General features: G+C 61.6%; 17 protein-coding genes and 1 pseudogene. 5 read left to right on the forward strand and 13 right to left on the reverse strand.

Features of this window, described 5'->3' with window-relative positions:
* Window positions 1-253, reverse strand: a 253-nt coding sequence (locus Q8K08_RS02750; protein WP_305249141.1) for a hypothetical protein, incomplete at its 3' end; no start/stop codon positions are given.
* Between the two features lie 225 nt (window positions 254-478).
* Window positions 479-775, reverse strand: a pseudogene (locus tag Q8K08_RS02755) (transposase); the annotation flags it as partial.
* A 98-nt stretch (window positions 776-873) separates the two neighbouring features.
* Here Q8K08_RS02755 and Q8K08_RS02760 point away from each other — a divergent pair.
* On the forward strand, window positions 874-1,233 hold the full coding sequence (locus Q8K08_RS02760) for a hypothetical protein (protein ID WP_305249142.1): 360 nt from the start codon (window positions 874-876) through the stop codon (window positions 1,231-1,233).
* 365 nt (window positions 1,234-1,598) lie between these two features.
* Entirely contained in the window at window positions 1,599-2,765 is a 1,167-nt protein-coding gene (locus Q8K08_RS02765; protein WP_305249143.1) for a hydantoinase/carbamoylase family amidase, read from the forward strand.
* Here the strand turns inward: Q8K08_RS02765 and Q8K08_RS02770 are convergent.
* The 8 genes from Q8K08_RS02770 to Q8K08_RS02805 all read right to left on the reverse strand — a co-directional run bounded on the left by Q8K08_RS02770 (window position 2,762) and on the right by Q8K08_RS02805 (window position 11,739).
* The gene (locus Q8K08_RS02770; protein ID WP_305249144.1) at window positions 2,762-4,285 is read right to left on the reverse strand and encodes an amidohydrolase family protein; all 1,524 of its coding nucleotides are present in this window, start codon (window positions 4,283-4,285) and stop codon (window positions 2,762-2,764) included. The genes Q8K08_RS02765 and Q8K08_RS02770 overlap by 4 nt on opposite strands.
* A gap of 36 nt (window positions 4,286-4,321) precedes the next feature.
* Window positions 4,322-5,863 carry an amidohydrolase family protein gene (locus Q8K08_RS02775; protein ID WP_304797123.1) on the reverse strand — a complete coding sequence of 514 codons (1,542 nt, stop codon included), beginning with the start codon at window positions 5,861-5,863 and terminating at the stop codon, window positions 4,322-4,324.
* Window positions 5,860-6,642 (reverse strand): ABC transporter ATP-binding protein, encoded by a 783-nt coding sequence (locus Q8K08_RS02780; RefSeq protein WP_305249145.1) that lies wholly within the window; start codon window positions 6,640-6,642, stop codon window positions 5,860-5,862. The genes Q8K08_RS02775 and Q8K08_RS02780 overlap by 4 nt, the downstream gene beginning before the upstream one ends.
* Window positions 6,643-7,536, reverse strand: a complete 894-nt coding sequence (locus tag Q8K08_RS02785) for an ABC transporter permease (protein ID WP_305249146.1) — start codon at window positions 7,534-7,536, stop codon at window positions 6,643-6,645.
* 15 nt (window positions 7,537-7,551) lie between these two features.
* Entirely contained in the window at window positions 7,552-8,583 is a 1,032-nt protein-coding gene (locus Q8K08_RS02790; RefSeq protein ID WP_304800100.1) for an ABC transporter substrate-binding protein, read from the reverse strand.
* Window positions 8,584-8,914: 331 nt separating this feature from the next.
* Window positions 8,915-9,631 carry an aspartate/glutamate racemase family protein gene (locus tag Q8K08_RS02795; RefSeq protein ID WP_305249147.1) on the reverse strand — a complete coding sequence of 239 codons (717 nt, stop codon included), beginning with the start codon at window positions 9,629-9,631 and terminating at the stop codon, window positions 8,915-8,917.
* Window positions 9,632-9,661: 30 nt separating this feature from the next.
* The gene (locus Q8K08_RS02800) at window positions 9,662-10,399 is read right to left on the reverse strand and encodes an aspartate/glutamate racemase family protein (RefSeq protein WP_304800096.1); all 738 of its coding nucleotides are present in this window, start codon (window positions 10,397-10,399) and stop codon (window positions 9,662-9,664) included.
* Complete coding sequence (locus tag Q8K08_RS02805; RefSeq protein WP_305249148.1) at window positions 10,399-11,739, reverse strand: amidase; 1,341 nt, start codon at window positions 11,737-11,739, stop codon at window positions 10,399-10,401. Before Q8K08_RS02805 ends, Q8K08_RS02800 begins: the two co-directional genes overlap by 1 nt.
* A gap of 46 nt (window positions 11,740-11,785) precedes the next feature.
* On the opposite strand from Q8K08_RS02805, the gene Q8K08_RS02810 reads away from it, so the two are divergent.
* The 3 genes from Q8K08_RS02810 to Q8K08_RS02820 all read left to right on the forward strand — a co-directional run bounded on the left by Q8K08_RS02810 (window position 11,786) and on the right by Q8K08_RS02820 (window position 14,373).
* Entirely contained in the window at window positions 11,786-12,037 is a 252-nt protein-coding gene (locus tag Q8K08_RS02810) for a hypothetical protein (RefSeq protein WP_305249149.1), read from the forward strand.
* A gap of 205 nt (window positions 12,038-12,242) precedes the next feature.
* Window positions 12,243-13,205 (forward strand): GntR family transcriptional regulator, encoded by a 963-nt coding sequence (locus Q8K08_RS02815; protein WP_304800090.1) that lies wholly within the window; start codon window positions 12,243-12,245, stop codon window positions 13,203-13,205.
* A 1-nt stretch (window position 13,206) separates the two neighbouring features.
* On the forward strand, window positions 13,207-14,373 hold the full coding sequence (locus Q8K08_RS02820; protein WP_304800088.1) for a PotD/PotF family extracellular solute-binding protein: 1,167 nt from the start codon (window positions 13,207-13,209) through the stop codon (window positions 14,371-14,373).
* Between the two features lie 4 nt (window positions 14,374-14,377).
* On the opposite strand, the gene Q8K08_RS02825 is transcribed toward Q8K08_RS02820, so the two are convergent.
* The 3 genes from Q8K08_RS02825 to Q8K08_RS02835 form a co-directional block, all read right to left on the reverse strand.
* Entirely contained in the window at window positions 14,378-16,108 is a 1,731-nt protein-coding gene (locus Q8K08_RS02825; RefSeq protein ID WP_305249150.1) for a hydantoinase B/oxoprolinase family protein, read from the reverse strand.
* A complete protein-coding gene (locus Q8K08_RS02830; protein ID WP_304800062.1) occupies window positions 16,105-18,183 on the reverse strand; it encodes a hydantoinase/oxoprolinase family protein in 2,079 nt (692 codons plus the stop codon). Before Q8K08_RS02830 ends, Q8K08_RS02825 begins: the two co-directional genes overlap by 4 nt.
* Window positions 18,184-18,258: 75 nt before the next feature.
* The gene (locus tag Q8K08_RS02835; RefSeq protein WP_305249151.1) at window positions 18,259-18,459 is read right to left on the reverse strand and encodes a hypothetical protein; all 201 of its coding nucleotides are present in this window, start codon (window positions 18,457-18,459) and stop codon (window positions 18,259-18,261) included.
* Between the last annotated feature and the right edge of the window lie 124 nt (window positions 18,460-18,583).

The following is an 18,583-nucleotide window of genomic DNA, read 5'->3' on the forward strand; positions in this document are numbered from 1 at the left end:
GACGCTTTCCACGGCCAAAAGGAGTTCGCGACAGAGAGGACAGCATGGAACGGAGAAAATACGCCCCCAGAGTCTGACGGCCCTTATGGTCAGCAAGGACCTTGCCGCTAATGAGACCAAGGCGCGTGCGTAACCCCATCAAGGCCACGGCCCGCGAGCCGATCAACAGGCCGGATACATATGAGCGATTTCCGAAGTCGTGCCAAATTCTCAATTGCGAACAGCAGCCGACACATACATAAAGGCCGTGCATGACCAGTCATGTTTTCAAGACCTCCGGACTGTCCAGCAGCACGTCGCGCGGCAGGTCGCGGGCGATGAAGACGACGCGGCTTTTGCTGCCGGATACGTTTTGCAGACTGTTCACACCGTCAGAAAATCAGTTCTTGCAGCCGGGGCGGGCCATACGTTTTCACCCGCAGGCTGGTCGCCGTGCCCCTCTCGCACATGCCTTGCACGTGCTGCCGGGCAACGGCTGTGCCTTCAGATAGGTCGCATCGATCATCACCATCTTCGGAACTGCCGCCTCGGAGGCCAACCCTTCCATCATCCGGGCAAAGACGCCCATGTCACCCCATCGCTTCCATCGGTTGTAGAGCGTCTTCGGCGGGCCATATTCCTTCGGAGCATCAGGCCACCACAAGCCATTGCGATTGATGAGGATAATGCCACTAAGCACGCGCCGGTCATCGATACGAGGCACGCCATAGCTCTTCGGGAAAAACGGTCGAAGCCGGGCCATCTGTGCTTCTGTCAACCAGAAAAGATTGCTCATCGTCACCCCCTTAAATTCGGGGGAGATTACCCCTCATCGACACCGCGGATGTGGGTTTCGTCGAGCGACACGTCGAGACCTACGAAGAACTCCATCGCATGAATTCCCTGATCAGTTGCGACGAGGAACATCGTCCAAACGTCGACGGCTTGCGCCAAGCCCGATCAGCGCATCTGTATCGCCAGAGCCAGAGTCTGGCGCGGACGGGTCTTGATCTGCACCATGCCGTTCTGGCGGATTGGATCGACTCGATGCGCAGAGAACGATTGAACCCGGTCGTGATCGACGTTAGCATTTCACTCATGCGTGCGTCCGACACCGCGGACGATGCTGACCTCGAGGAGGTCAACAACACAGAGCGACATCTGCTGTACATAGCATGCACCCGCACCCACGATCATCTGCGTGGAGCTGGCATCACGCCGGTCTCCGAATTCGTAGACGATTTTCTGAAGTGAACCTGAGCATGCCCTTTGGATGGCAATATTCGACAGCGAGAATGGTCGTCTCGGCGGCCTTCGATGCAGGCCTCCCTCCCGATGGTTCCTCCCCGGCCCCGAAAGTATGCGAAGGGGCGCAGCGCGGCATTTCGCTAGTGGCAGGCAGTTTCACTTGGGCATCCAGGCGGCTGTCGGTCGCGATGACCAGAAAGCGGGCATTCGCAAGTGGGGTCGCCGGGCCTGTTGCGCGGATCAAGACTGAATATTGGTCCTTTTGCAAGCCATCGCTGCTGTTTTCAGGCCTTTTCAAGACCAAGCCAAATTCCTAAGCTTGTGCCAGCAGCCACATAAGTGAGACGTCCTTGATAAATACTTCCCGTTTTTTGTCTGATCTGCACCATCTGCGCAGCTTCGGAGCGCAGGGTTCCGGCGTCATCCGACCAGCCTATTCTCATGAGGACATCGCCGCGCGGGATTGGCTGGCCAATCAGATGGACGAGGCCGGGTTGACTGTGCGGTTCGACGCAATGGGCAACCTCTTTGGTCTTGCAGAAGGGCGCTCTTTGCTGCTGGGATCGCATTCCGACACGCAGCCAACGGGTGGGTGGCTGGATGGTGCGCTGGGGGTTGTTGCGGCCTTGGAAGTGGCCCGCACAGCACGAGAAATGGGCGGACCTGCGATTTCTGTCGTATCGTTTCAGGATGAGGAAGGCCGGTTCGGCGGCACCACTGGGTCGGCGGTTTGGTCGGGTCTGATGACCTTGACCGAAGCCGACGCGGCAACTGACACCAATGGCATCACACTGGCGCAGGCACGGACGGCGATGGGGGACAGGGTGGGCGCCGATGTGGACCCGGCGCAGTTCTCAGGCTTTATCGAATTGCATATCGAGCAGGGGCCGACGCTGGATGCCGCAGGTGAGCAGATCGGTGTGGTGACCGATATCGTGGGGTATCGCGAAATGATGGTAACGCTGACCGGGCAGCAAAACCATGCGGGCACCACGCCGATGGCGCTGCGGCGCGATGCGTTTCAGGGTCTGTCAGCCTTTAACGCGCGCCTGAACGACCGACTGCAAAACGTGGTCACCCCGCAATCGGTGTGGACGATTGGCCATGTCGCGCTGGCGCCCAATGCTTCCTCGATCGTGCCGGGGCAGGTGCGGTTTTCGATGCAATGGCGCGACGGGAACAGGGACAGGCTGGACCGGATGCAGTCCGTGATCGAGACCGCGCTGGCAGAGGTAGTGGCCGAGGTGGGCCTTGGGCTGGAATCCGGGGCGGTACTGGGCCTTGAACCCGTGGCTATGGCCCCTGCCCTGCGCGCCCGGCTCGAGGCAGCGGCCAAAGACGTCGCACCCGGGCGCTGGCGGCAGATGCCGTCGGGTGCGCTGCATGATGCCACTAATGTGGCGCGGCTGATGCCGGTGGCGATGCTGTTTGTGCCCTCAATCGGAGGGATCAGCCATGCCTTTGAAGAAGACACGGCCGAAGACGATCTGGTGGCGGGCCTGCGCGTGCTGGCACAGGCCGCGGGCCTTTCAGGCTAGAACACCTTGCAGCTTGGATCTGCACTTTCAATCCGCCGGACCATTGGCACCGGGGTCCGCATCGCCCGCAGATACATGTCGCGGTAAAACGGCAGGCGGCCGTCCATCTGGACTGCTGCCGCTTCCACGGCGCGGCGCTTGGCACCAAGGCACTCTGCAGCCTCTGCCAGCAACCCGGCGCGGTCCAGATGGCAGACCCTGCCAGACTTTGCCACCACACGCCCCGCCACCATGGTCAGCCGAACCGAAGATCCAGTTTCGCAATGCACCAGCTGGCGTGCCGCATTGTTCAGCGGCAGATAGGCAAGTGCCGACAGGTCGATCAGGTTAAGGTCGGCAGGCGCACCCACCTCCAGCCGCCCCAGTCCCGGAACCCGCATCGCCACTCCCCCGCCCACCGTGGCCGCCGCCAGAATTTCCGCCGCCTGCGGCCAGCGCAGCCAGTCCGGCTCGGTCAGAGAATGGATCATGCCTGCGGTTTTCATCACGAGCCACATGTTCACAGCATCGTCAGCAATCGCCTCATCAACGCCAAGGCAAATGTTCACCCCCCGGTCGCGCAGCGCGCGAAACGGCATGATGCCACTGCCAAGCCGCAGGTTGCTGTTGGGGTTATGGGCCACCGTGGCATTCGAAGCGGCGATCAGGTCCATGTCGGGCTCGTCGATCCAGATCGCATGGATAATGTTCATCCGGTCCGACAACAGGCCCAGATCGGCCGTGTACCGGACCAGCGACCGCCCCTCCAGCCGTTCCTGCCCGAACACGCGCTGCAACCGCGTTTCCAGCATATGGGCATAAAACGGCAGGTCATGGGTTCGGCTGACCTCATCCAGTTCGGCGAAATACTCTGGCGTCACCCGCTGCGGAGCAGAGATCGACACTGCCGCTTGCAACCTGCCATCCGCCGCGCCATGCCAGCGGTCGATCAGATGCCGGTAAAGCGCCCGCATTTCCGTCTGCCCCACGCGGGCGGGGCGCGACAGTTCGGCTTTCAGCGACGGGGGCAGTTGTTCGGACAAAAACGGCAGCTTGTCGAGTTCCGGCACTTCGGGCTGATCAATCGCCAGCCGCGCGCGAATGCCGCTGTCGGCATAGGCCTGCATCACCGCATCCATAATGTCGGGCTCGGGTTCGGGCACAAAAAAGCAATCGTCCTGTACCGCCGTTGTGCCGGTTTCCAGCATCTCGATGCAGCCAAGCATGGTGCGCAGATACGCTTCGCGCGGGGTCGGGCGCAGCGTATTCAGTTCCGGGCATTCATACAGCATGAAGATTTCCAGCGGCATGCCGGGCAGCCGTCCCTTCATGTGATTGACCGAGGAATGGAAATGCCCGTTGACCAGACCGGGCATCAACAGATCACCCTGCCCTTCGATCACCGCCTCGTCCGCGTTTGGCATCAGGTCAGATCCGATCTCTGCAATGACCCCCTCTGTCACCCGCAGGTTGATCGGCGGCGACACGCCTTCGGTCGCCGTGCCATCCAGCAGGCAGACGTTTCTGAAAAAGGTTTTCAAGTTTTTCTCGCCTCCCCTCGCAGCCTGTTGTGCGACTCAGGTCCTGGAACTGGACTTGTAAAACGGCACGCGCTCGGGTTCTGCGGTCAGATAGCCTGCGTAAAATTTTTCCACTTCAGGGAATATCTCGTGGCGCAGCCAACGGCGCTGTGCCTCCGAGTCGCTGCGTGGTTTGGCAAAAACCTCGGCGATCTGCTCCAGAATGGCCTTGTGATCGATCCGGGTAAAGCTGCCGTCCTTGAAGATGACCTCGCCATCCACCAGCACGGCATGCACATCCTTGGCCTTAGCGCGGTAGATCATCGCGTCCAGCGGAGGGATATCCGTATCTTGATAGGGCCAAGTGGCCGTCGCGTAATCCAGCACCACGGCATCAAAGCGACGCCCCGGGTCCAGCCGCCCGATCTCGGCACCGAATGACGTGGTCATTGCGCCGTGTTCGGATGCCATGCGCAAGACCTGTGTCGCCGTTGGCACATCGGCATGATCCATTCCCGGAACGCGGTGCACCGTCAGCGCCATGCGCATTTCCTGCAACATGTCGCGGTCTTCGTTGATGCCAGCCTCGTCCATGCCCATGCCAACAGTGATGCCACGCTTTTGCAGTTCCATAAGCGGCAGAACGCCCGACCGCAGGCGGAAGTTCGATGAACAGTTGTGGCACACACAGGTGCCGGTTCCGGCACAGATCTCAATATCTTCTTCGGTCATCCAGACCCCGTGACCAAGCGTCAGCTTCGGCCCCAGAATCCCCAGCTTTTCGAGATGCTTAACCGCTGTTGTTCCAGTACGGCGGCGCGCGTATTCCTTTTGGTAGGCGGTTTCCAGAACGTGCATATGCATCGGCATGCCGGTAGCATCCGACCGTTCCTTCATCGCCAGCAAACCATCATCCGTCATCCAGTGCAGGTTGGCCGGCGCAAGCTGGATACGCGCGCGCGGGTTGGTATTGGCCACCGTCAGTGCGTCAAACAGATCCATGAACTCGGAAAATGACATCTTCTGGCGGGCATACACTTCGGCCATCGGGCCTGCCAGATGGGGCGGCAGGCGGCGCACGAAATCCTCGTCTGCCTCATAGACAAAACGGTTCTGTTCGCGCACCGCATAGCAATAAGACACCCGCATCCCAACGGCGCGATACCCGTCAAGCACACCCGAGGCCGAGGCAAGCACCTCTTGATAGGTGCCAGGCGCCCAGCCCTGAATGTGCTGCACGGTGGTCACCCCGGTCGAGATCATCTCGAACGCCGCATAAAGCGTGTCCAGCATGGGGTCGATGTCGCGCATGGTCAGACGTGCTGCAAACCACAGTTCCAGCGCAAAATCCGGCGCCCCGTGTTGCAAGGGCGTGACGCCCAGATGGTGGTGGCTGTTGACCAGCCCCGGCATCATCAGATGATTGCCATAGCGGGTTTCCGGCGCACCGGGATAGGCGGCGCGGATGGTGTCAGCCGGGCCCACGGCAAGGATCTGCCCATCCTCATGCGCCAATGCGGCATGTTCGATGATGTCGGGTTCGGTGGCGTTTTTGGCGCCTGTCACGATCCAGCGGGCCGAAGTTATTTGGACGGTCATAGCAATTCCTGTTCCTTGAAGGCCTTTGTCACCTCTTCCGCCAGCAGTGCTTCGCAGCGGCGGGCAAGGTCGATCATTTCGGGGCTACGCAGATCGCGCGGGCGCGGGGCATCGACTGTGATTTCGGCCTTGATCTGGCCGGGGCGGGCCGTGAACACGACGATCCGGTCAGCAAGAGCCAGCGCCTCGTCAATCGAATGGGTCACCAGCAGCACGGACGCGCCAGAGGCTTGCCAGATCTGAAGCAGATGGTCCTGCATCCGGGCCCGCGTCTGGATGTCGAGGGCGGCAAAGGGTTCGTCCATCAACAAGACCTTGGGGTCCATCGCCAGCGCCCGCGCCAATGCCGCGCGTTGCCGCATGCCGCCAGACAGCTCATCCGGTCGCCGGTCGCCAGCACCGCCAAGCCCCACCATCCGCAACAGAGCGTCAACCTTTTCTTTGCGCTCAAGGGGTGTCTTGCCGCGGATCGCCAGGCCAAAGCCCACGTTTTCACGCACCGACAGCCATGGAAAAAGCGATGCCTCCTGAAAAATCAAGCTGCGTTCAGGCGATGGTTGGGTGACCGGCAAGCCGTCAAATGTCACTTTGCCCGAGGTCGCATCCTCCAGCCCCGCCACGATGTAGAGCAATGAGCTTTTCCCACATCCCGAAGGCCCCAACAGCACAACAAATTCGCCCAAAGCCACGTCCAGCGTCAGGTTGGTGACTGCGGGCACCGGGTTTGGCCCCTTCGGGTTCCAGACCTTGGATACGTTGGTGATTGATAATCCCAGCATTTACAGCGCCCCTATGTTTGACGGACCGATCCACCACAGAACCTTGCGCTGAATAAGCCGCAGCGCCTGATCGAACAGAAACCCTGTCAGGCCGATCAGCGTCATGGTGAAGAAGACGAGGCTCGCGTTGAACGTGTTGCGCGCCATCATGGTCACCTGCCCAAGACCCGATCCCACGCCCACAGCTTCGGCGATCAAGACCACCATCCACGCGCCAAACAGGTTCATACGAAGTGTCACGAACAACCCCGGCAGAATGGCAGGCAGGATCACCCGCAGGAATATCTGACGCTTTGACGCCCCCATCACGCGGGCCAGCTGGATGTAGTGCTTGGGCACCGCATCAATCTGCGACAGCGTCGCCAGCACCATCACGAAGAAGATCGAGATGAAGACCAGAAAGATCGCCGGCGTATTCCCGATGCCAAAGACGAAAATCGCCACCGGCAGCCAGGCCACGGGCGAGATCGGCGCCAGCATCGTGATCAGTGGAAGGGTCAATTTGCCAAAGATGTTGAAGTAGCGGATACCGACCCCGACGATCAGCGACGCTGTGAAACCGATCAGCAGCCCCAGAAAAACCCGCATCGACGACCACCCGATGACGCCCAGCACCGACCAGATCGATCCGCCCGTTGACAAGGCGCCGATCCGCTGACCGTTCGGATCAAAGAACCGGAACTGGTCGGTCAGGTTTGCCAGAAAGATATGCGGTGGCGGAAGCAACAGCGGGTTCGCCCAGCCCCGCCACCAAGCAAATTCCCAAAAAGCGACAAACAAACCGATGGACATCACGGCCCACCCGGTGGCCTGCGCCGCAGCAACCCACCGCGCTGCAAACACTGGCTTTCGCTTGCGCACTATGGCGCCCGTCTGAAAGGTATTGTCGCTCATTCCGGGAAGCCCTCCTTATGCCGATTTCAGTTTGAGTCCGGCGTAAAGGTCAGCGTTTTCAGCAATGACCGCCTCAAGCAGGCTCCAGTCCACGGCATCATCGGGCACAAGGTTCCTCACATAGCCCATGGCCTGCATTGACGCAGAGCGGTCCTTGAAGAACTGGGTGTTCAGGCGTTGGTCAATCATGATGGGCTGGCGCGATTGGGCCAGCGTCAGCGCCTCAATGGACGTTTTGTAATAGGTGCCGACTGTCTGCTCCAAGGCGGCGCCCACATCGGCTTCGGCCTGCGATTGTGCGGTCATCATGGCCTTGATCAGCGCCTTCACCGCCTCGGGGTTGCTTTCGATCAGCGGTGTGGCAGCAGCAAGAACGCAGTCGGAATAACCCGCACCGTAAAGATCAATCCCGTCCGACAGCACCGACGATCCGGCCCGTTCGGTCAGGCATTGGGTGGCATAGGGTTCAATGTGGCAGACCGCATCAATCGCGCCCGCGATGAAAGCCGCCGCCAGTTCAGGCGAAGTGTTGAAGTACTTTACGTCAACATCGGCAAAGGACAGCCCCGCCTTCACCAGATAGTCATAGGGCATCACTTCCAGCGTGTCGGCCTGGAAGGTGCCGATTGACTTGCCCTTCATATCTTCGGCCGTGGTGATGCCTTCGGCCGCCACCAGAACGCAACCCTGCACGCCCGCGCCTGCCACGATCTTGACCGGGGCACCCTGATCGACCAGCGTCAGGAAGTTGGAATACGGGATAACCGAGACATCGACGATCCCGGCGCCAAACAGCGTGACCACATCCGTGGTGGTCGGGGCCACGACAAATTCCAGATTGACGCCATCGGCTTCGGCCAGTTTGCGTTCCTTGGCAAGGAAAATGCCCAGGTTGCAAAGGCCCGAACCATGGGTGGCCTTTACCGTGGTGGGGTCCGCCGCAAAGGCAGCGCCTGCGCCCATCAACTGCACAACGCCCGACGGCAATGCCACTGCCGCCAACGCGCCAAAGCCCGTTTTCAGAAACCCACGTCGCGAGGCTTCCATGATTTTTTCGTGTGTGTTTCCACATCTGTCGCACATAATCTTGACCCCTCTGTTACGTCACAAGGCCAAGTCGAGGGTGCACACGCAAACGCCGCAGAACCGTCGACCTAAGTCTCTTTTGACGAGTTCGGCACGCCAACCTTGAGAAGAGGGTGTCTAAAAGGGTGGTTTCACCCTCTCTGCGCTGAGACTAACAAAATATCTCTGAACGATTCGCGAACAGAAGATTTCGGTGCATCTGGCCCTTTCTGACGCCTCATGCCGCACTGCGGCGCAATGTTCGTCAGATTTTCGCGCTGTTGACGCCTTTTTGAGCAACCCGCAAAAGAGATCAGATAAAATCTGTCGTCCGCTGAAAGACGCTGCCCCAACCGCGCACCAAAGATGGGTCCAGTCCCGTCGCGTGCATCGCATAGGCCGCCGTCACCGCCACGGAATCAAAGACGGGAATGGTCAGGTCTGCTTCCAGCATCTCCGCCACTCCTGCCCCACGAAAATTGGTGCAGATGATGGCAATCGCTTCTGGCCCGGCTGAGGCCACCTTTCGCACAAGATCTGCCACCACATCGGGACCGTAGCCCGCGAAGGAATGGTTGCCCTTGTCGGACAGATGCGCCTCTGCCACCACAGAAATGCCGCGCAGCGCAAGATTTGCCACGATGCGCGTCTGGATCTCGGGCAGATACGGGGTCACAACTGCGATCCGGCGTATTCCCATGCCTTGAAACAGCGCGTCAAACGCCAGACTGGTTGACGTCGCAGCCACGCCGGTCCGCTCCGTGATGGCCGCACATAGCCTGTGGTCGGTCTCAAGCCCCAACCATGACGCCGATGTGCCGTTCCACACGATCAGATCCGGCTCAGTTTCCGCAAGTCGCTCTGCGGCTTCAAGGATGGGGCCGAGGTCAAACTGCCCACGCGACGCGGACGAGAGTGAAATCTCGACCACGCGGAACCGGGCATAATGCACGGATCCCCGGTCCCCGACCGCTTGAAACATGGCCGACGTATAGGGTTCCAGCACCGTATTCGATGATGGCACCAGCATTCCCACCCTCACAGGTTTTTGCCCCATTTGTCAGTCTTCCCTTGCAATGCGGCGCGCCAAAGCAGGCGCAAGACCGGTAGAATGCTTGGCCAAAGGCCGCGCCAGTCGCGATTTCGGGCGCGCGCCCTGCCCGGCCAAAGCATAGGCCTGCCGCACTGCCGCCTTGATCGGGTCAACAAGGATTGCCGGCACATCATCCACCAGATCCTGCGCCAGCCCGGCGAGCGGCGCTCCGCCGAAGATGATGACCTCCGCCCCTTGTTCCGCAACGCCCAGCGCAAGATCACGCAACGCCGCGCGCCGGGTATGCGCCACATCGCCCACCTGCACCGCCTGCCGATCATCCGGGGTGATCACCCCAAGGCAACGCGCGCCCATCCCAAGTGCGGCCACGCTGGCCATGTACCAAGGCGTCATTGCCGGGGTAAAGGTCACGATGGCAAAACGCCCGCCCAACTGGACCGCAGTCAGGATAGCAGCCTCGGCCATGCCGACCACAGGAAAATCAAACAGCTCACGCGCCGCGACAAGGCCGGGGTCACCGAAAGCCGCAATTATGGCGGCATCGACAGGCGGCGCCTCGGCCAGCATTTCAAGGCAGATCGCCCCAGCAATCTGCGCTTCGGCCAGAGATGAGATGTAGGGAAATCCACGCGGCGCTGTGCGCGCAATAACCTCGGTCCCCGGCGGCACGGCAGCCGTTGCAAGCAAGGCCATGCTGTCGGTCATGGCCCGCGTCATGTTGGGGTTGGCAAGCAGGATCCGCATCAGCCTTGCCCCGCCAGCATTGGTGCCACATCCTGCGCAAGTGCCAACAGGGCCGCATCGGCGCCGGGTGCGGCCATGATCTGCAAGCCCAGCGGCAGGCCCGTACTGGTGTGTCCGCACGGCAGGCTGATCGCGGGCGATCCGGCATGGTTAGCTTGCGACGTGAACGCCGCATGATCGCGCGGCGACGCCGCAAGCCCGCCGATGAACCGGGGGGCCACGTCCTCGACCGGCCAAGCCGGACAGGGCGTGGTCGGCGTAATCACAAAGGGATGCCGCCCAAGAAAGGCGCGCAGCGTTTCGCCCATGCGGTGGCTGGCCTGATGCGCCTGCGCCACTTCAACCCCTCTCAGGCCAAGGCCGCGCATGATCTGATCCGCGATACCGTCGCCAAACCGGGATGGATCGTGCCGGAACGCCGCACCATATAACGCAGCCAGTCCCGCCCATTGCAACGGCGCCACATCCGCACGGCCTGATCCCTCTGGCCAGACAGGCGCTGCTGTTTCCACCGGGTAACCCGCCCGGCGAAGGCGGTCCACCGCGCTATCGGTCACGCGCGCCACATCTGCATCCAACGGCTGATCCAGTCCAAAGTGCGCGGCATAGGCAAGCGCCGGGCGAGCGATTTGGGACATCAGGCTTTGCCCGGTCAGAACCCGCATCGCAAGCGCAATATCCACCATGTTGCGCGCAATCGGACAAATGACAGAAATCCCCCAGACAGGTTCCTCAAAGCCCGGCCCATAGGGAACCAGATCCTGACTGGGCTTGAAGCCGATCACGCCCACATGCGCCGGTGGCCTGCGGGTTGACCCGCCTGCATCCGTGCCCAGTGCAAGCGGCGCAAACCCTGCCGCCACCGCCGCAGAGGGTCCACCCGATGACCCTCCCGGCGTCAGTGACGGATCAATCGGATTGCGTGTCATCCCATACAGCTGCGTGTTTGTGACGCCGATGCAGGCAAATTCGGATGTGGCGCCGATGCCGAGGATAATGGCACCAGCTGCTCGCAACCGCGCCACGGCAACCGCATCCGTCGGTGCCACGAAATCTGCAAAAAGCTGCGAGCCTTGGGTGATTGCCAATCCTGCCACCCAAAGATTGTCCTTTATCACTACAGGAACCCCCGCAAGCGGCAGCAGTTCACCAGCCTGCAGACGGTGGTGAACCGCAGTGACCTCTGCCGAAGCCTGTGGGTTAAGCCGAATGATCGCGTTTAGTCCGGGATTGTCACGCGCCACGCGGTGCAGGCTTCTTGCCAAGGCATCGCCAACCCTGATGGTTCCGCTTGTCACCAAACTGGCAATTTCGGTGGCAGTTTCGGGCAGATCCCTCATCAACACTGGCTCCAGCTCTTGGCAAACCTTTGGCGCAGATGGAGGCATGATCTTGAACAATCCCGCACTGGCCTTTTCACAAATGCGGCGGATCCAGCGTCAAATCCCAAAGCTGCAAAGCACGCTTGCAGCAAACCCCTCAGCCAGCAACGCCGCCCGCATTTTCCGCCATTCACGCTATGCCGTGCTGCAAGACGATAGATTGAGGATTCGGCGCGCAAACACCCCATTGGACGCCAATTTGCTGCTTTCCGGGCGGGCGGCTTCTTCCTCTGCCCAATATGCAGTCATTTTGTGAAAGCGCGCGTTTGTGCATTGCGCGCTGCAGGCACGTGTGGTTCCCGATCTGTGCTGTCGCGCCACCCTTTAATTCTTCAGCATTGTCGCCGACCGGAATGTGAGGAAAGCTGGCTGCTCCGGGGGTGGCGATCAGCACCTGTTGCCATCAAGCGGAGCACGGACTAGTCCATCAATGGACCTTTTTGCGCAAAGGGCTGTCTGGCTTGCACAAGGCTTATTTTGATATCGTCAAGGATTGGGTCAGCGGCAGCATCGCCGCAGGCCTTTTGCCGGATGGAACACGGCTGACGGTCGCAGCCGTTGCCGACCGGCTGGCGCTCAGCCGGTCGCCGGTAAAGCGGGGGCTGGAGCTTCTGACAGAGACCGGACACCTGACGCGGGACGCACGATCCGGCTACATCGTTGGCAACGGATCCTTGGCAGAGCCGGACGCAGCCAATCTCTTTACCCTGCCGCTGCCTGATCTGGCCCCGGCGACCGGTGTGTTTGTCCGCGCCGGATGGGAGCGCATTCTGGATGAAGTGGCCGAGGCAACCGCCGCCAGTATTCCCTTTGGTATCTTTCATATCTCGGAGACCGCCATCGGCGCGCATTTCGGCGTCAGCCGGACCGTCACCCGAGAAGTTCTGTCGCGGTTGCAGGAACGGGGGGCAATCGGAAAGGACAGGGCATCGCACTGGATTGCCGGGCCGCTGTCGGCCCGGATGCTGGACGATGAACATGCCTTGCGGCGCTTGCTGGAGCCCGCAGCACTGGCTCAGGCCGCATCAATGCTCCGCGCCGTGCTGCCTGCGATGCAAGAGCGATTGACAAAGGCACGCCCGAACTGCCCGCCCGACGAGATCGACCTGATCGAGGCCGACCTGCACGACACCTGCACCTCATACCAGCCGAACCGGCGGCTTGCGGCTGTGCTGATGCACCTGCGCTCGGGCCGGCGGGTGAACCGATTGTTTGCGACCCATGTTGTGCAGCATGACGAGGCCGCCATGCTGACCGAACACCGGCTGGTTCTGGACCATCTGGCCCTTGGCGACAGCGAGGGCGCAGCGGCTGCCCTGCGCCACCATCTGGACGCCGACCACGCCCGCACGCGTGAGCGCCTGAAGGTGCTGTCGGTCTTCACAGACCCGGTGGTGGCGCCTTATCTGACACGGGTGGGCTGACATGTCCCCAAAGCAGACCACGCGCCCCGGCCTGCGGATCATCGCACGCAGCGAGCTTGTCACCCAGCCGATCCGTGACCAGGCGGCGGCTGATCTGGGGTTTCCGATCAGCTTTGAGATGATCGATTCCATCGATGGATTGGCGCGGGTAGTGACCCGCCCTGACACCTTTGATCTGTATCACCAGTGGCACACGGTCGATCTGATCTGGACTGCGCGCTGTATCCAACCAATCGACGTGGCCCGGCTGGATCACGGGTCGGAAATCTTGGCCGCCGCGCGCGGTCGAAGCGGGCCAAGCCGCATCATCGACACGGTGTTCGACAAGCTGTTCGTGCAGGCAGATGGCCGCCTTGGACCAGCACCGACAAACCTTCTGTCGATGCTGCCGCTTTTGCACGGGCTTGACAGTTTCGGCTATGCGCCCGCCGTCCGCGACCTTGTCGGGTCTGAGGCTGAAAGCTGGGGCTGGCTTCTGGACCCCCGGCTTCAGGGCCGCGTCGCGATGATCAACGACCCGGTGCTGGGGATGATTGAGGCTGCCCTTGCTGTTGAGGCCACCCGTGGCACTGCGTTCAGCAGCGTCGGGAACCTGACGCTGGACGAAGTGGACGAGGTAGCCGATATTTTGCTGCACAAAAAGCGGATCGGGCATTTCAAGGGCATGTGGTCTTCGTTCGAGGACTCGGCTCGGCTGGTGCAACGCGGCACCCTGATCCAGTCAATTTTCTCGCCCGGCGTCACTCGGCTGCGCTCGCTGGGACAAGAGGTCATCGTCGGAACCCCTGCCGAAGGGTCGCGCGGTTGGCATGCGGATCTGTGCATTTCATCCGAAGCGGCGGGCGAGACGTTGGATATGGCCTATGCCTATCTGAACTGGTGGCAAAATGGCTGGGCTGGGGCCTCGGCGGCACGGCAAGGATATTACGCCACGTTTCCGGCCCGCGTGCGACAGCACCTTTTGCCCGGCGAATGGGAATACTGGTACGAGGGCCAGCCCGCGCCCCGCGCGCTCGCCGACCCCTATGGCCAGCCCAGCGTCCCCGCCGGTCACCGGCGCGAGGGGGGATCCCATGCCGAACGGATGAGCGGCGCAAGGGTGTGGAACACGTTCATGGACGAGCATACCCATATCGTGCACCGCTGGCGCGAATTTCTGTCGGCCTGACAACCTATTGCCGTGCGCCCGTGCCATCCGCACGGATCGTCACGCCAAAATCCCGCAGGGCCGTTGCCGCCGAGATCAGCCCGTCTGCCACATCGCGCGCGACCGCACCCGGCGCGCGCGCCGCCGCATCGCCGTATCCGCCGCCGCAGGGGCCGGTTGCAATCAACCGATCCCCCGCCTTGACGCGGGCATAGGGCACCTTGGACGGCAAGGCGCGCACGGCCCCATCCGCCGCCACCAGCGTCAGCGAGGCCGTGTGGCCATCGGCGCCATCCTGAAACCCCCACGGCGCATGGGCGTGGCCATCGCCCTCAATGGAAAAGCCCGCATCGGCCAGAAAACGGAATTCGCGAATGGTGCCGATGCCGCCACGCCATTCGCCCGGCGCCATCGCCTCTTCGCGCAATTCATAGCGTTCGACCCGCAGCGGCACATGGCTTTCGATATCTTCTACCGGGTTGTTGCGGGTGTTGGCATAGAGCGTATCAACCGCATCCATGCCATCCTTGCCATAACGGCCACCGTAGCTGCCTTCCATGATCTCCATATGCACCCAATGGTTGCCATGGTTCAGTCCCGACAGCGCCACGACGCGCAAGTTGCCGATCCCGGCGGAAACCTGTTGCGGCACGGCTTGGGCAAGCGCTTTCATCACCGTATCAGCCAGCGCATTGCCCGAACAGAACCGCGCGATCACGGGGGCCGGAAAAATCGGATTGGCCAGACAACCCAAGGGGGCCACAATGGTGATGGGACGGGTCAGCCCCTCATTTTGCGGAACGGGGCCGACCACGGCCGCATCCAGCAGGATAGACCTGACCGTTAGCCAGATCGCGCAATCGACGGTGCCGACCAGCGGCATGTTGATCGGCTTGTCCGGGATTTGCGGGGCTGTACCGGTCAGATCAACTGTCAGCGCATCACCACGCACCTTGACCGTGGCACAGATGATCAGATTGCGGCGCGCTGGGTCGGGATCGTCCAGAAACCCGTCGATCCGGGTTGAGGCGCTGTAATCGCCATCCGGCACCGCGCTGATCGCGGCACGCAGGCGACGCTCGGAGTAATCCATCAGGTCTTCGGCGGCAGCTTGCAACGTGGCAAGCCCATGCTGCGCAATCAGCGCCAACAGGCCCTTGGCCCCGATATGCGCGGCCTTCACCTGCGCCTCCATGTCGCCCACAACAAGCTCGGGCGCGCGGATATTGGCGCGCAGGATGTGCCAGACCGGGTCCACCCGCCGCCCGGCATCATAGACCTTGATCGCCTTGAACTGGAGGCCCTCGGCATAAGTGTCAACGGCATCGACAATACCGCAAGACCCCGGAGAAAGCGCCCCGATATCAAGGTGATGCGCTGTTGTCACCGACCAGCCCACCAGCGTGCCGTCATGGAACACCGGCACGGCAAAGGCCACATCGGGGCCGTGGCTGGCCCCGCCGTAGGGATCGTTGTGCATGATGACATCGCCATCGGTCAAGGCCTCGCCGCGCGCGTGCAACGTGGACAGGATGTTGCGCACATAGCCGGGGATAGGCCCCGACTGCAAAGGTGTAGACAACCGACATTCGCACAGCTGCCGACCCGTGGCATCGGTCAACGCCGCGCCAAAATCCTCGGACTCGCGGATGATGGAAGAATAAGACATCCGCATCAGCTTGTGCCCCATTTCCAGCGCGATGGTATCAAGACCGCCCTGAATAACAGCGGCGGTGACGGGGTCGATGCGGATCATGGCTGCACCCTTTGAGTCAGAATCAGGGAACCGGCAGCGTGTACTTCAGCCTGCCAACCGGGGGGAACGACCGTGGTGGTGTCCTTTTGCACGATCACCGCAGGGCCGGGGAACGGCTGGCCCACCGGCAAGGCCGCGCGATGGTAAAGGGCTGTGGCATAGGACGCCAGCGTGCCGTTCACCCGGAACACCGTGTCGCTGTGCCGGATCAGCGCCTGTTCCAGCGATCCCCCTTGTGCCGCATGGCCGGGGGCAAGGCGCGGCATCGCCCCGCGCCCGATCACGCGAAGGTTCACCACCTCGACCGGGTTATTCGGGAAAGCATGGCCGTATTCGGCAGCGTGCGCGGTGTGGAAAGCCACCAGCACATCCTCCATCCCTGCGGCGTCCACCGGGCCGTCGGGGATCGGCACCTTCAGCTCATACCCCTGCCCCACATAGCGCAGATCACCGATGCGGGCATAGCTGACAGCGTTCGGCGCGATCTTGTCTGCAGCAAACCGACCTGCCAGATCGTCTTGCATGGCAGCCAGATCAGCATTGATCCGCACCAGATTGAACTGGCCCGAGGTCTGGAACAACGTCCGAACCGCATCATACTTCAGGTCAGTGACCAGCAGCCCCATGGCCGAGGTGATGCCCGGATACGGCGGCACGATCACCTCGGGGATCGCCAGCATCGCGGCCACTTCGGCCCCGTGCAGCGGCCCCGCCCCACCCATCGCGACCAAGGCAAAGCCGCGCGGATCAATCCCCTTTTGCAAGGTTCGCGACCGGATCGCATTGGCCATGTTGGCATTCAGAATGGTCAAAACGCCTTCGGCTGTATCCAGTAGCGGAAGGCCAAGGCGCGCGGCCAATGCGGCCATCACCCGCTCTGCCGCCACCGGGTCCAGCGTCATGGCGCCCCCCAGAAAGTCACCGGGCAACAGACGACCCAGCACAACATTGGCATCGGTGACCGTGGGCAAATCCCCACCGCGGCCATAGGCGGCAGGCCCCGGCACCGCCCCCGCCGACTGCGGACCAACCCGGAACGCCCCGCCGTCATCCAGATGCGCGATAGACCCACCCCCTGCCCCTATGGTGTGAATGTCCAGCATCGGCATCAGCAGCGGAAACCCCGCAATCGAGGTTGATCGCGCGTCTGTCTCGACGATCTGACCGTCGTTGATGATGCCGATATCGGCCGAAGTTCCCCCGATATCAAAGGTAATCAACCGCGTGCGGCCAGTTTGAGACCCGACCCAACCGCCCCCCAACACCCCCGCCGCCAGCCCCGACATCAAGGTCAGCGCCGGTTTTTCGGTGACCATCCGCGCCGTGGCGACGCCGCCGTTCGACGCCATGATCCGCAACTCGCCCGTCACACCGATCTGTTTCAGCGCCGCATCCAAGGATGCCACATAAGATCCGACCTTTGGTCCGATGAACGCCGACAGCGCCGCCGTGGTGAACCGCTCAAATTCCCGAAACTGGGGCGACAGGGAAGACGAGGTGGTGACGAACGCCCCCGGCATTTCCGCGCGCACGATGGCTGCGGCGCGGTCTTCATGCGCGGGGTTGAGGTAGGAAAAGAGAAAGCAGATGGCGACGGCTTCCACCCCTTCGGTGGCCAGTTCGCGGGCCACGCGGCGCACTGCGTCCTCATCCAGCGGCACCAGTTCCGCGCCATCTGGTGGAATCAGGCGACACGGCACGGTCTTGCGATGCGCCCGCGCGATCAGGGGGCGCGCCTGCCACGGCAGATCCTGTAAGATAGAGTAATGTTCCACCCTCTGATGCCGCGCGATATGCAGAATGTCGCGAAAACCGTCGTTGGTGATCAACCCGGTCTTCGCACCCTTGTGTTCAAGCACGGCATTGGTGGCGGTCGTGGTGCCGTGCAGCACATACCGCACCTCAGCGGGATTAACCGTAGCCAATGCGCACAGCTCGGACACACCCTGCAACACCCCGACAGACGGATCGTGCGGTGTTGTCGGCACCTTGTGAATGACCGACTGCACGCTTTGCGTGTCCGCCAGCACAAGGTCGGTAAAGGTTCCCCCGACGTCCACCCCGATCATGATCATCGCTAATCTCCTTACAGATACAATTACTGCATTCCGAATTCAAAGTTCATCGATAAAATCATCTACGCGGACGGATCAAACGGCCTGCTGTGCAAGATTGCGGCGTCCCTGCATCGAATCGATCTGTTCTTGAGCTTCAAGTAAAAGATCATAACCCAGATTCTTGCCCTGCACAGCTTGCAGAAGGTGGCCCGTCAAAGCGTGGCTGGCAGACGCAGCCGCCCGCGCATCGCCGATTCTGATGACGGAACTTTGCTTTCTGTGTTCAGAACGCACGCAATTGGCCAAAAATCTGCCAGATTTTGCACAGATTTAAGGCACAGCCCAGATAAACACCGCGCGCCAGACTCTGATTCAACCACAGTGCCTCTAGGATCAGACCCAAGATAACTGGACGTCG

Origin of the sequence: Pseudotabrizicola sp. (assembly GCF_030684215.1) — a bacterium.
Lineage (GTDB): Bacteria > Pseudomonadota > Alphaproteobacteria > Rhodobacterales > Rhodobacteraceae > Pseudotabrizicola.

Coding starts and splice junctions, on each gene's coding strand:
- Q8K08_RS02760 (WP_305249142.1), top strand. CDS start 874: ATGAATTCCCTGATCAGTTGCGACGAGGAACATCGTCCAAACGTCGAC.
- Q8K08_RS02775 (WP_304797123.1), bottom strand. CDS start 5,863: ATGACCGTCCAAATAACTTCGGCCCGCTGGATCGTGACAGGCGCCAAA.
- Q8K08_RS02780 (WP_305249145.1), bottom strand. CDS start 6,642: ATGCTGGGATTATCAATCACCAACGTATCCAAGGTCTGGAACCCGAAG.
- Q8K08_RS02785 (WP_305249146.1), bottom strand. CDS start 7,536: ATGAGCGACAATACCTTTCAGACGGGCGCCATAGTGCGCAAGCGAAAG.
- Q8K08_RS02790 (WP_304800100.1), bottom strand. CDS start 8,583: ATGGAAGCCTCGCGACGTGGGTTTCTGAAAACGGGCTTTGGCGCGTTG.
- Q8K08_RS02795 (WP_305249147.1), bottom strand. CDS start 9,631: ATGCTGGTGCCATCATCGAATACGGTGCTGGAACCCTATACGTCGGCC.
- Q8K08_RS02800 (WP_304800096.1), bottom strand. CDS start 10,399: ATGCGGATCCTGCTTGCCAACCCCAACATGACGCGGGCCATGACCGAC.
- Q8K08_RS02805 (WP_305249148.1), bottom strand. CDS start 11,739: ATGAGGGATCTGCCCGAAACTGCCACCGAAATTGCCAGTTTGGTGACA.
- Q8K08_RS02810 (WP_305249149.1), top strand. CDS start 11,786: ATGATCTTGAACAATCCCGCACTGGCCTTTTCACAAATGCGGCGGATC.
- Q8K08_RS02820 (WP_304800088.1), top strand. CDS start 13,207: ATGTCCCCAAAGCAGACCACGCGCCCCGGCCTGCGGATCATCGCACGC.
- Q8K08_RS02825 (WP_305249150.1), bottom strand. CDS start 16,108: ATGATCCGCATCGACCCCGTCACCGCCGCTGTTATTCAGGGCGGTCTT.
- Q8K08_RS02830 (WP_304800062.1), bottom strand. CDS start 18,183: ATGATCATGATCGGGGTGGACGTCGGGGGAACCTTTACCGACCTTGTG.